This is a genomic window from Waterburya agarophytonicola KI4 (genome assembly GCF_020640915.1).
In the GTDB taxonomy this organism is placed as follows: Bacteria; Cyanobacteriota; Cyanobacteriia; order Cyanobacteriales; family Xenococcaceae; genus Waterburya; species Waterburya agarophytonicola.
Genome location: NZ_JADWDC010000038.1, coordinates 1 through 12,739, shown reverse-complemented (window position 1 = coordinate 12,739; position 12,739 = coordinate 1). Strand labels below are relative to the sequence as shown.

At 38.2% G+C, this 12,739-nt stretch carries 8 protein-coding genes; 3 read left to right on the top strand and 5 right to left on the bottom strand.

Features of this window, described 5'->3' with window-relative positions; all coding sequences use genetic code 11:
- Positions 1-32: 32 nt before the first annotated feature.
- Both I4641_RS14680 and I4641_RS14675 read right to left on the bottom strand, forming a co-directional pair.
- Positions 33-1,217, bottom strand: a complete 1,185-nt coding sequence (locus I4641_RS14680) for an RNA-guided endonuclease InsQ/TnpB family protein (RefSeq protein WP_229641292.1) — start codon at positions 1,215-1,217, stop codon at positions 33-35.
- Between the two features lie 111 nt (positions 1,218-1,328).
- Positions 1,329-2,672, bottom strand: coding sequence for a cytochrome P450 (locus tag I4641_RS14675; protein WP_229641291.1), 1,344 nt, complete (start codon positions 2,670-2,672; stop codon positions 1,329-1,331).
- A 270-nt stretch (positions 2,673-2,942) separates the two neighbouring features.
- Here I4641_RS14675 and I4641_RS14670 point away from each other — a divergent pair, with 270 nt between their 5' ends.
- The 3 genes from I4641_RS14670 (at position 2,943) to leuC (ending at position 8,732) form a co-directional block, all read left to right on the top strand.
- A complete protein-coding gene (locus tag I4641_RS14670) occupies positions 2,943-4,793 on the top strand; it encodes a putative bifunctional diguanylate cyclase/phosphodiesterase (RefSeq protein WP_229641290.1) in 1,851 nt (616 codons plus the stop codon).
- A 98-nt stretch (positions 4,794-4,891) separates the two neighbouring features.
- The gene (locus I4641_RS14665) at positions 4,892-7,162 is read left to right on the top strand and encodes an ATP-binding protein (RefSeq protein ID WP_229641289.1); all 2,271 of its coding nucleotides are present in this window, start codon (positions 4,892-4,894) and stop codon (positions 7,160-7,162) included.
- 166 nt (positions 7,163-7,328) lie between these two features.
- Entirely contained in the window at positions 7,329-8,732 is a 1,404-nt protein-coding gene (gene leuC, locus I4641_RS14660) for a 3-isopropylmalate dehydratase large subunit (RefSeq protein WP_229641288.1), read from the top strand.
- A 264-nt stretch (positions 8,733-8,996) separates the two neighbouring features.
- On the opposite strand, the gene I4641_RS14655 is transcribed toward leuC, so the two are convergent.
- The 3 genes from I4641_RS14655 to I4641_RS14645 form a co-directional block, all read right to left on the bottom strand.
- A complete protein-coding gene (locus I4641_RS14655; protein ID WP_229641287.1) occupies positions 8,997-9,863 on the bottom strand; it encodes an urease accessory protein UreD in 867 nt (288 codons plus the stop codon).
- Between the two features lie 54 nt (positions 9,864-9,917).
- Positions 9,918-11,894, bottom strand: coding sequence for a methyltransferase domain-containing protein (locus tag I4641_RS14650; RefSeq protein ID WP_229641286.1), 1,977 nt, complete (start codon positions 11,892-11,894; stop codon positions 9,918-9,920).
- Positions 11,895-12,280: 386 nt separating this feature from the next.
- Positions 12,281-12,682, bottom strand: coding sequence for an exopolysaccharide biosynthesis protein (locus I4641_RS14645; protein ID WP_229641285.1), 402 nt, complete (start codon positions 12,680-12,682; stop codon positions 12,281-12,283).
- Positions 12,683-12,739: the final 57 nt, after the last annotated feature.

The window sequence follows — 12,739 nt, the reverse complement described above, 5'->3', positions numbered from 1 at the left end:
ATTACGGGGGATTCCTCCTGCACAAGGATATTCTAAGACCTTTCCCCTTCAGAGGCTTGGACGGTGCGCCCCACCGCCACTAATTTAAGACCACGCTGCATGACTACTTGAGCAGCAGCTACATCTCGATCGGTTATATATCCACATTCAGAACAAGAATGTACTCGCTCTGATAACAGCTTTTTACCCGTTAATGTCTGACATCTAGGACAAGTTTGACTTGTTAAATTAGGATCTACGCGATCAAAATACACTCCTCTCTTGTGACAAACAAACTCAAGAATACTCAAAAATTGACCAAAGCCAGCATCTAAAGTATGTTTTCTCAACATACCTCTAGACATCGCTTTCAGGTTCAAGTCTTCAGCAAATATCATTCCAGCCTCATCGCACAGTTGATTAGCTACTTTATAGTGATAATCTTTTCTAGTATCAGATATTTGTTCATGCAGACGAGACACTTTTTTACAAGCTTTTTTCCAGTTGCTAGAACCTTTTTTCTTATTCTTCATTTTCCGTTGCAGCGATTTCAGCTTGCCTTGGAGAGAAGCAAAAAACTTTGGTCTAGCAATTAATTTCCCTGTTGATGTACTCAAGAATTTCTCAAGACCTAGATCTATGCCGACTGGTTCACCATGAGGTAGTACATCTGGCGTAGACACATCTGCCTTTAAAACTAACATTGCGTACCAACCAGAAGCACGTCTGACTACCCTGACCTGCTTTAGCTCAAAGCTTTCGGGGATTTCTCGTGATTGATGCATCTTAACCCAACCGATTTTAGGTAACTTAACTGCACCTTGCTTAACTGGCTTAACTCCCATTTGTTTGAAGTTAAAAGACCTCATTCGACGAGTAGACTTGAATTTTGGGAAACCATGTCCTCTGTCCCACATTGCAACAAAAGCATTTTCTAGTCGCTTTAGTGTCTCTTGTAGAACGTGAACATGAACATCTCCTAGTTCTTTAAAATCTTTCCTTGCTTTAGTTAAAGCCTTACACTGAGTAGCAAAGGTAGGACGTTTCGTATTGGCAGAGATAATGTATTCTTGTTGGATACTGCAAGCGTTAATTTCGCACTTTCTTGAATTTACCCATGCCTTTCTTTCTGCCAGTGCATAGTTATAAACCTTGCGACAAGCAATTAGCCAAGACTCAAAAATAGAGACTTGTTCAGTTGTTGGCTTGAGTTTAAATTCATAAGTGCGAGTTATCATGACTAAACTATATCACATTTAGTCACGGACGTTTTAACGTCCGAGTTAGCTTATCCCCCGACTGAAGTGCGGGAGCTTGCCCTTGCCTGTCTTTTCTCTGTCAGTCAATCATTAAATTTTTCCTTTAAATATCATTTTGACCCCTGTTTTGGGTGCAAGAGTAACTCCTCGTCTAGCGGGAGATTCGGGCTTATCTTCGAGCAATTCTAGGTCGTAATTAGCGATAATTGTAGCGAGGACTAATTTCATTTCTAATTTGGCTAAAGCTTCGCCAATACAACGGCGTTTACCCCCACCAAAAGGAAAGAATTCATAGGGAGAAAATTCTTGGGTTAAAAAGCGTTCGGGTTTAAATTTATTTGGTTCGGGATAAACATCTTCTCGTTGATGTAGCAGGTAAATGCAGCCCATTACTATCTGTCCTGGTTCGAGCTTGTAGCCGATTAGTTCCAGTGGTTTTTGCACTTCTCTAGGGAAGGTTAACATTCCTACGGGATAGATCCGCAGAGTTTCTTTACAAACGGCATCTAAATAGGGAAGTTGGGCTATTTCCATCGGCTCGGGATCTGTTCCCAAACTGGCTATTTCTGCTCGTAACTTAGTTCTAATTTCTGGTTGGCGATGCACCCAATATAACGACCAAGCGATCGCCGTAGCAGTAGTTTCGTGTCCTGCAAACATCAGGGTCATTAGTTCGTCCCGCAACTCTATATCTTGTAATCCTTCCCCCTCTTCGTCTTTTGCAGACATCATCAAGGATAAGATATCAGAGCGATCGCTATTATTTTCTTGTCTGCGATCGGCAAGTTCTTGATAAATCCCCTCGTCAATTGCTTGTCGTTGGCGGATCAAATTTCCCCAAGGACTCCAAGCACCCAAATCTTTTTGCAGCAAAGGAAAAAATAAAAAGGCAGAAGTGAGAGTAGATTCAAAGATATTGGTTAGTTTGTTAATATGCCCTTGCAACGCTTGGGAACGTTCTCCATCTTGCAGCCCATAAACCGCTTCAAATATCACTTGTAAGGATATTGTTTGACTAATTTGACGTGCCACAAAGGACTGATTGGGTTTAAGGCGACTGACAATATTGTGAGTCAGATCGCAAATCAATTTGCCGTAAGACTGCATTCTTTCCCCGTGAAAGGGAGGTAACAATAACTTACGCCGTTTTTTATGGCGATCGCCTTCTATTAATAATAAAGAATTTTCTCCTACTATCGGTTTTAAAATTTGATTGTCTTTACTACCTGCAAAAAAGCTAGAGCGATCGCTAGTAATCATCTGACGCATCCCTTCAGGATGATTGACAAATATATAACTACCCTGGGGTGCTATGTCAGCTAGGAACATATCGGGAGAGTGTTTGGCAGCCGAATTCATATATTCAACGGGTTTGGCAACCCACTGAAACTTTTGCTGTAGAGAAGATTGTTTGAGTCGGGGAATCAATTGCACGATTATTTATCGAAGTTTATTAAATTAGCTGTTCTTTAGTTTAATAATTTCGTAGCATAAATGCTTGAATTCTATAGGAATATATATTTCGATTTTGGGACAATCCCTATCTTTGGGAAATACCAGTAGACTATATTGATCGCTTATTTGAAAAATGTTTAATAGGATACTTTAGATTTAAAAATGCGTGTTTACTACCCTGTCTCGATCGTAATATCCACTTTAAAATAGAAAAATAATATCTATTTTTATCATTTTTATCGTTATCCTATGAAGCACGCAAAAATATTGATAGTAGAAGATGAATTATTAATTGCCGAAAATTTAGCCATCAAACTCAAAACACTAGAATACCAAGTAGTTGATATTGTTTCTTCAGGAAAAGCTGCTCTTGAAAAAGTTGAGTTGCACAATCCCGATCTTATTTTAATGGATATTGCTATTAAAGGAAAAATAGATGGGATTCAAACTGCCCAGGCAATCCGAAAAAAACATGATGTAGCTATTATTTTCTTAACAGCTTATGCCGACGATCAAACTTTAGATAGAGCCACTTTTGCTGGTTGTTATGGATATATTATTAAGCCATTCAAAGATCGGGAACTCCACGCAACAATTAAAGTAGCTCTAAAAAAACATCAAGAACAGATTGGTATTCAACAGTCATTAACAGAAATTACTGAGCTTTTGGGAGAGTATTCAGCAGAAAAGAATCATGTCTATGAAGATAAATTGACTAAATTACCCAATCAATTGATGTTACAAGACTTGTTTTCTTATTTAGTAGCTGAAGCTAACAATTCATTTACCAGAGAACGATCAAAGGGAGTTGGCAACCAAAGTACATTTAGCAAAAGACTATTATCTGTAGCTTATATAAAATTATATAAATTTGAAAGAATAGTAGCTTCTTTGGATAACGATTGTAATAATTCATTAATTCAATTGATAGCTAGTCGATTTGCAGAAGCAGTCGAAGAATTTAAGTATCAAGGAGCTACCCTGAAATTAGCATCTAGTGATTTTTGTATTTTACTATCAGGCTTAGAAAACAGACAAGTTGCATCTAATTTTTTTGAATCTATTTTAGATAAATTATGCCAGCCTTTTATAATTAATCATCATAAAATATTTGTGACTGCTAGTATTGGTATTTCTTTTTATCCTTTTGATAATTTGGCTATAGATAGACTCTTAGAACAAGCCAAACAAGCTATGCTCTATGCAGAAAATCAAGGTAGTAACAAGTATCAATTATATACATCAGCATTTAGAATTATGAATTCTAATATCTCTGGAGATTTATCTCTAGAAGCCGATCTTCATCAAGCTCTAGAACGTGAGGAACTTGAGCTTTATTATCAACCAAAAATAAGCGTCCAAACAGGAAAAATACATAGCGCAGAAGCTTTACTACGTTGGAATCATCCCCAACTCGGGATAATTGCACCTAATAAAATTATTCCCTTAGCAGAAGCTACTGGTTTGATGGATAAAATAGACAAATGGGTATTAAGAAAAGTCTGTCATCAAATTAAGATTTGGCATCGAGCAAAGTTCGATTTTTTGAAGGTTGCGGTTAATTTGTCTGGACATCAATTTAAGCAATCAGATTTGTTTCACCAATTAACTACATTACTATTCGAGCTAAATATTAATCCTAATTTTTTGGAATTGGAGCTAACAGAACAAGTATTGGTTGAAAGTATTAAAAGTAATATTCAAAGATTAAATTCAATTAAAAATTTGGGAGTTCAAATATCTCTTGATGATTTTGGTACTGGTTATTCTTCTTTAGGATATTTACACCAATTTCCTTTTGATATTTTGAAAATAGATCGCTGTTTTATTAGCAATATAAATTCTAATACTAAAAATGCTACGATTACACAATTCATGATAGAAATGGCACATAAACTAAATTTGAAGGTGGTGGCAGAAGGAGTTGAAACCCAAGGAGAATTAGATTTCTTGATCGAACATAAATGCGATGAAGTCCAAGGTTATCTATTTTCTTATCCTTTGACTGTGAGAGATTTTGAAAAATTATTAAATAGCAATCGCATATTTATTAAATCGTCTGATTGTAATTCTGATTTATCAATTAAATCAATTAAATAAAATAATATTATTTTGTCTGATAGTTGGGATTATCTTGACTCAGAAATTAGATTAAAACAGCAAGTTGCCAGACAATTAGTCCAAAAACTTTATTAACCATGAGTTGGAGCCAACAAATCAAACGAGAATTACAAATATCTTTAGGAGCAAAACTCACCTTGGCAATGACAAGTTTGGTTTTATTGTCTTTGATCTTTGCTACTACTGTCTCTCTGTATCAAAATCAAAAAATCTTCCGCCAGCAATTAGAACAACAGGCAGATATGCTTTTAAACACCTTAAGCGTATCTACTGTAGACTCTTTGACTTCTGGAGATACAGAGTTAATTCAAAACATTATCGATCAATTGAGGGAGCAAGAAATTATACTTTGTAGCCGTGTTTATCAATCAGAAGGTATAGAGATCGCCATTACTCAAGTTCACCATCGGGATGAATTGAGTTCGATCGCCAATTCTTGGAAGACGAAAATGTTGCAAAGTAAGACAACAATTCTCGATTGGTACTCAGATCGTTTAATAGCTGGTAAATCAATCGAAGTAGATAATAAAATATTAGGAGCGATCGTAGTAGAGTTGTCTACTGCAACCCTAGAACAAAAATTAGCAGTTGAAAAAAAACAAAGTTTTACCTTAGCCGTGATTATTGCCATTACGATCGGTATAATCGCTTACTGTTGGAGTCGATCGATTACCGAACCCCTCAATCAGATGATTACCGCCACCCAATATCTGGCTTCTGGAGCTTTAGATCGCCAGCTTCAAATTACAAGTAATGATGAATTTGCTGTGTTAGCTCGCACTTTCAACTTCATGGCTTCGGAATTGAACAAAACTGTCAAAGATTTAGAATTTCGAGCCGAAGCATTACATCAAAGTGAAACGGATGCAAGCGATCGCGCCTTAGAATTAAGAAAAACTTTAGAAGAATTAGAAGACGCTAAGGCAATAGCGGAAAAAGCCAATCGAGCCAAAAGCATGTTTCTCTCTAACATGAGTCACGAATTACGAACTCCTCTCAATGGTATTTTAGGCTACGCTCAAATATTAAAACGCGATCGCACTTTGACTGCCAAACAAGAACATGGCTTAAACATAATTTACGACAGTGGCAATCATTTATTGACTCTGATTAACGATATTCTCGATCTCTCTAGGATTGAAGCGCGCAAACTAAAACTATATCCCACTGAAATTCATTGCCAGAGTTTTTTCCAAAGTATTGGCGATCTTATTCGCCTACAAGCAATAGAAAAAGGAATCTTATTTGAGTGTGCTTTGTCTCCTGATTTACCCGTTGGGATCGAAGCTGATGAAAAAAGACTCAGACAAGTGCTGCTCAATCTACTGGGCAATGCCGTTAAATTTACCGATCGCGGTAAAGTAACACTTGAGGTGAGTATCTCATCATCACAAAACCCTACCAAGTCGTGTCAAAAAACCTTATGTTTTCACGTAATCGACACAGGATCGGGTATTAACCCTCAACAACTCAAGAAAATTTTTCAGCCTTTTGAGCAAGTAGGAAATATGAAAAAGCGCGAAGCAGGTAGTGGCTTGGGTTTGGCGATTAGTAGGAACTTGGTTACATTGATGGGTGGGCAAATTAGCGTAACCAGCAAGCCTAATCAAGGCTCTAATTTTTGGTTTGATGTTACTTTTCCCACAGTAGAAACAGCAGCCATGCCGAACTTTTTAGAGCCAAAGCGTCAGGTAATTGGTTATCAGGGTAAACAACAAACAATTCTGGTGGTAGACGACCAAAAACAAAATCGTCAAGTAATTCTCAATTTACTCGAACCACTGGGTTTTAAAATCATTTTGGGTAAAGATGGTCAAGAAGAAATTGATTTGGCACAAAAACACCAACCAGACTGTATTTTGACCGATGTAGTCATGCCAGTAAAAGATGGATTGGAAGCAGTCAAAGAAATTAGAACAATTCCCAGTATTAAAGATACGATTATCATTGCCATCTCTGCCAGTGTTTTAAAATCAGACCGCCATCAAAGTCGTATAGCTGGTTGCGAGGCATTTTTGTCCAAGCCATTTCAAGAGGAGCAGTTACTTACTTTATTACAAAAACATCTCAAGCTGAAGTGGATTTATGAAGAAGTCGAGCTATCAACATCAGATCCAGAAAAAAGCTTGTCATCTCAATTAAAAAGTCAAACCTCTACTCCTCCCAAAGAAGAAATAGAAGTCTTATACGAACTAGCGATGTTGGGTAGTATGAAAAAAATCAGCGAGCGAGCCGACTACCTCGAAGAATTAGACGATCGATATGCCGATTTAGCCAACCAACTAAGATCTTTGGCTCAAGGTTTTAAAGAAAAAGCGATCGTCGATTTGATCGAACAGTATCTATAAACTATTTCAGTCTGCTTCGCTATCGGAATTGATAAATCTAGATTTAACCGTCCACATATCAAACTTTATATACAAATAGCAATTATCTCGAAATCTTACTTCCGTCTGACGCTAGAATATACGACGGATACTTTTTTGAGAACGCCCATAGGCAGCAATTGGTAATATGAGTAAGGGAACATTATTCGATAAGGTTTGGGATTTACACACTGTTGGTACATTACCCTCTGGTCAAACTCAACTATTTATTGGTCTGCATTTGATTCATGAAGTGACCAGCCCTCAAGCTTTTGCCATGCTGCGGGAAAGAAATCTCAAGGTATTGTTTGCCGATCGCACTGTCGCTACAGTAGATCATATCGTGCCAACAGAAAATCAAGCCCGTCCTTTTGCTGATGCATTGGCAGAAGAGATGATGCAAGCTTTGGAAAAAAACACTCAAGACTACGGCATCAGGTTTTATAACGTCGGGTCGGGAAATCAAGGCATAGTCCACGTTATCGCCCCCGAACAGGGTTTAACCCAACCAGGAATGACCATCGCCTGTGGAGACTCCCACACTTCCACTCACGGGGCATTTGGCGCGATCGCTTTTGGCATCGGTACATCTCAGGTAAGGGATGTTTTAGCCTCTCAAACTCTTGCTTTAGCTAAACTTAAAGTCCGTAAAATTGAAATCAACGGCGAGTTACCCCACGGTGTATTTGCTAAAGATGTAATCCTTCATATCATTCGCCAACTAGGGGTTAAAGGAGGTGTGGGTTATGCCTACGAGTTTGCAGGGACTACTTTTGAAGCCATGAATATGGAAGAAAGAATGACTGTCTGCAATATGTCTATTGAAGGTGGGGCGCGTTGTGGCTATATAAACCCCGACGAAACTACTTTCAATTATCTCAAGGATCGAGATTTTGCCCCCCAAGGAGAAGCATGGGATAAAGCTGTGTCTTGGTGGTCGAGTATTCACAGCGATACCGATGCGGAATACGATGATGTAGTTAAGTTTGATGCTGCCGATATCGAACCTACGGTAACTTGGGGCATTACCCCAGGACAGGGATTGGGTATTAGTGAGACTGTACCTGTAGCCGAGAATTTAGCAGAAAGCGATCGCGCGATCGCTCAAGAGGCATACAAATATATGCAGTTAACTCCAGGTCAACCCATTAAAGGTACGAAAATTGATGTTTGCTTTATCGGTAGCTGCACTAATGGCAGAATAAGCGACTTGCGAGAAGCTGCCAAAGTAGCCCAAGGACATCATGTCGCATCAGGGGTTAAAGCATTTGTCGTCCCTGGTTCAGAAAGAGTCAAACAAGCAGCTGAAGCAGAAGGATTAAATAAAATATTTGAACAAGCAGGGTTTGAATGGCGCGAACCAGGATGTTCTATGTGTTTGGCAATGAACCCCGATAAACTTGAAGGAGATCAAATGAGTGCATCTTCTTCCAACCGTAACTTTAAAGGTCGTCAAGGATCGTCTACAGGTAGAACTTTGTTAATGAGTCCCGCAATGGTTGTCGCAGCAGCGGTTAAAGGTCAAGTAAGCGATGTTAGAGAATTGTTTTAGGCGTGAATTTAGGATATAAAAGATAAGAGGGGAACAAGTTCCTATAGCTCTAACCGCTCCTTCCATCAACGGTTAATCTTATCTAAGACTTAGATAAAAAATGCTCTCCACTTCTTGGGGGGCATTTTTTTTGCCAAATTAATTTCCAATATGGAGTCGAGCTAGCTAGATGGTTAGCACAACGGGAAAAAGTCTATTTAACTCACATCTTGCACGCCTTTCAAATAAACTTAATAATCTAGGATGTATCATCACTACAGTTACTTACTTGGGAATATAAGGCAAACTTGCTTGGTTTGTTAAATAACGCAAGCAATTTAAAATCGAATTGAAGTAGTTTTTTAGTTCTCTAGTTTTGTTGGCTAAGGCACGAATTGCAATACCATTTTCTGTAGGTAATAAAGTAATAGCAGTTTCTATATTATGAATATCGGCAGGCGATTGCTTTCCTATTTCGGCAACTAATAAATTCAGATCTAGATCGGGCAATATTGCGATCGCATTTCCCATAATTGGTAAGGATGTAAATAGTTTATTATCTTTAAAAGGATTATTTTTGCCGAATAAACGCATCGCATCGATATATGATAATTTATCTTGTGAATCTACAATTTGTAGGCGATTAAAATAGTAATTAAAATCGTAATATTCATTTTTTGCCAGTCTTCCTGGTAAGATTATTTCCGTTAAAAATAATTTAGCTGTAGGATCTAGTTTTATCTTAGTATTTTGCTCTAAAACTGAATCTTGATAAAGAATAATAGGTTCGGGAATAAATTCTAAGCTCGAATTATTTTCGATTGTTATTTGTTGATTAATGGTAGCTTTACTAACCTCTTCGGAGATCGGATGCACTTTAGTAGCAGCTTGATCTGTCAGATACAAATTAGTATTTTCCCTGAGGTGTAAAGATAGATCTAAAGTGTCGTTGGCTAATAAACCAGGGGAAGTATTAATGAGATAAAGATAGGCGCGATTTGTGTTTGCTCCTTCTAAACGGAATACAGGAGATAAGCGTAGGGGATAAGTTGTGTATTGATGCTGGCAGACTGTTTGATTGTTAGCATCAGTTTTTAGTTTTAGTTCTAAATTGTTTTTGTATTTATTACTTGCTGTTTTTTCTACGATCATATTGATTTTTGATTGTTAATTGTGATATTCATTTCTAATAGAAATGTGACTTTATTATTCAATGTGTGGCAAAGTTATGGGTAAAGCCTCTTCAACGCTATTCAAGCTAGCGAACCTCGATCTGGGAGTTACAACTCCAATTCTTTCTTCTGCCGCTTGGAGAATTTTACCCAGCATTTGACCGTAGGAAATATCAGCTATTTTCGCCATTTTTGCTAAATGACCATCCCAACACCACCCAGGATTGGGATTAACTTCCAGTAGTCGGGGAGTCTGGTTGGCATCTAGTCGCCAGTCAAATCGGGCATAGTCGCGACATTCGAGCCTGTTAAATAGTTTGATACAGCTAGCAATTAAAAATTGTTCTGTTTCTTCAGGTAGATTGGCAGGTACAGAAGTGATTTGCCAGTAGGGAGAATCGGGCTGCCATTTTGCCTCATAGCCACAGATATGGGGTAATTGGCTGGGTAGTTTGCCATAGTCTTCTTCGATAATGGGCAGGGCATGATAGGACTCTGGAGGATTACCAATAATACCGACGCTAATATCTTTTCCTGTTAAAAACTGTTCTACCAAGATTGGCTGGTTATAGCCTAGTTTTTCCCTTACCTGAAGGATGGCGTTTTCTAACGTAGTGAGGTCATAGCAAACACTATCTTGGGTAATGCCAAAACTAGAGTCGCCAAAATTGGGTTTGACAATTACAGGAAATTTCAGCGGCAAATCGATAAAAGAAATATCCTCTGGTTTAATTACAAAGGCTTTAGGCACGGGAATATCCATCCCTTTGGCAATGCCTCGCACTAGGGATTTATCATAACAGTAAGCCAAACATTGAGGATTACCTCCCGTATAGGGCAGATCGAGGATTTCTAATAAAGCAGGAATGTGCAACTCTTTTGTAGCTTGATTATCATAGCCTTCATCGCAAAGATTAAAGACAAAATCCAGCTTGTCTCTCTTTTTGAGTAAATCTTGAATTAACTTATCGTGCTGATTGAAATAGATAAAATTATATCCAGGCAAGTTTGCCAAAGCTTGCTTTAATTCATTAATGGTAAATAGATCGTCTTGGTCGAAACTACCATCGGGTTTAATGATATCGCTAAGATTAGGATCGCCCATCAATACCCCTACGGTTTTTTTCTGACCCTGAGAAATTTTAACGGGAGTCCAGTCTTTATTTGCCACAGCCGAAACAATAATCCGCTTTTCCATCATTCCCAAGTCCTGATTCCGTTTTGACTCGGTTTTGACTTCTGAATGTAGCTGAATCTTACCAAAGCTAGCCAGACTCAATAAATCCGTAATACTGTTACGAGAATATAGTCTTTCAGCATAAAACTGATCGGCAATCACTCCTTTTTTGACGTGGGTGATTACTTCTCTAGAGATTAATCGTTCTTCATTTTCTGAGAGAGAACGTTCTCGGCAGACAAAATATTGCTTATCGATCCATTCCCAACTTCTAGGCTGAAAATTTTCTTTGACATAGCTACCGTCGGTAACATCAATTAGGAGTTTGCCTTGAGGTTTGAGGATGCGGATGATTTCGCGTAAAACTCTTAGATCGTCCTGGTCAGATTCAAAATAACCAAAACTATTACCCGCCAAAATTACATAGTCGAAAGTATCGGTAGGAAAGGGCAGTTTTCTGGCATCGCCCTCTTTATAATTGACGTTGAATTTTTGCTGTTTGTTGAGGGTACGCGCCCTAGTAATTAGATAGTGCGAGCGATCCAATCCTGATAAATTGGTGAAGCCACGGCCAGCTAACTCCAGAGAATGTCTTCCCTGTCCGCAGCACAAATCGAGAATTACACTATCTTGGGCAGGAGATAAAATTTCAGTGAAAAGATCTACCTCATCTTTGGTGATAGTTTTGTCTTCAACTACGTCGCCATCAGTTCTTAAATAATTGGCATTAAAAATATGTCGCCACCAGTCAGCCTTAACGTATTTTTCTAGGTCTTCCACTGGACCTAAGGATACATTGTTATCAATTTTCGAAGATTTTGTTGATGCAGCCATAATTCAATCTGAAAAGAAAAAATAGTTTTGATTTTTGGTAATATAAAAACTTAATATTGCCTATATTTTTAAATACTAGCCTTTAAAAATTGAAATGTGTATTTTTTGGGGTATTATTACGGCTTTTTCGGTTTCTGAATGCTTTATTCTTTAAATAACTCTGGTATTCTATTATATTAAGCACAAAATACCAGAGATAAATTTTTAGCTCTGAATTTCGCCCCACCAATTCGATCCAATCTAATGCAGATATTTGTCATGAATATGTCTAAGATGTGTCAGTTTTGACAAACGATTTTGTGGCATTTGTGAGGCGATCACCTTGTGAGAACAATGCGAGTTCAATCATTGCCAAAGATCAATTCATTTTTAAACTAAGTCATAAACTAAGTCAGAAAATGTGGCAGTAAACTTGGTGCTTGCCATAGGGCATAGCCAAGGAAACTAAAAAATAGTGTGTTGACCAGAGTTAAAAAATACCCCAGACACATCAACAAGCCATCAGCCTCTAAAGTAGCTACCGCCAACAGTAAAATCGCGATCGCAGGCAGAGGGTTAGTAAAAGGGATCGGCAACATGAGTAAGATGGAAAGCCAAGCAATACATAGACCATTTCCTTGCCAGCTAAAGGGATGTTGCGCTATCGAGCGCCAACGAGATCGTACGACCTTTTCTAACCAAACCGTAATGCGTCGCACATTTTTGAGTAGTTGCTGGCTCAGACTGCGAGGGAATTTGAACCGTGCTATTGGCTTGGGTAACCAGGGAGTTTTTCTGCCTAATGCCATTTCAATACTTCTCGGTTAAGTATCAAACAGAGTTAAAAATTGCAAAAGTAGGCTCTT

What these genes read in the sequence shown, in the direction of transcription:
- I4641_RS14680 (WP_229641292.1), bottom strand. Translation starts at nt 1,217, where the DNA reads ATGATAACTCGCACTTATGAATTTAAACTCAAGCCAACAACTGAACAA.
- I4641_RS14670 (WP_229641290.1), top strand. Translation starts at nt 2,943, where the DNA reads ATGAAGCACGCAAAAATATTGATAGTAGAAGATGAATTATTAATTGCC.
- I4641_RS14665 (WP_229641289.1), top strand. Translation starts at nt 4,892, where the DNA reads ATGAGTTGGAGCCAACAAATCAAACGAGAATTACAAATATCTTTAGGA.
- leuC (WP_229641288.1), top strand. Translation starts at nt 7,329, where the DNA reads ATGAGTAAGGGAACATTATTCGATAAGGTTTGGGATTTACACACTGTT.
- I4641_RS14655 (WP_229641287.1), bottom strand. Translation starts at nt 9,863, where the DNA reads ATGATCGTAGAAAAAACAGCAAGTAATAAATACAAAAACAATTTAGAA.
- I4641_RS14650 (WP_229641286.1), bottom strand. Translation starts at nt 11,894, where the DNA reads ATGGCTGCATCAACAAAATCTTCGAAAATTGATAACAATGTATCCTTA.
- I4641_RS14645 (WP_229641285.1), bottom strand. Translation starts at nt 12,682, where the DNA reads ATGGCATTAGGCAGAAAAACTCCCTGGTTACCCAAGCCAATAGCACGG.